The organism is Thermus sp. FJN-A (genome assembly GCF_054655095.1).
In genome coordinates, this window is the sequence record NZ_BAAHSC010000340.1 from 1 (window position 1) to 236 (window position 236).

Below are 236 nucleotides of genomic sequence, written 5' to 3' on the forward strand. Positions count from 1 at the left end.
GTGGCCTGGGGGCTTGCGCAGGCCCAGGTGGGGGAGGAGGTGGGGGTGAGCGCGGGCGAAGCGTTCCACGCCGCGCAGGGAGTCCACGCGGCTGAGGAAGGCCACCAGGATGAGGGCCAAGAGGCCCCACAGGGGGTATCGCCGGTTGCGGGCCCTAGGGTCGGGGACTTGGGACAAGGCTTCGCGCAAGGTCATGCCCTTTGTATACCCGGGGGATACATATCGGTCAAGTCTGC

At 68.2% G+C, this 236-nt stretch carries 1 protein-coding gene; it reads right to left on the minus strand.

The features are described from left to right. The coding region (locus tag ACYQ0J_RS14000; protein ID WP_460170435.1) for a transposase family protein at window positions 1–195 on the minus strand (195 nt) is incomplete at its 3' end. Window positions 196–236 lie beyond the last annotated feature (41 nt).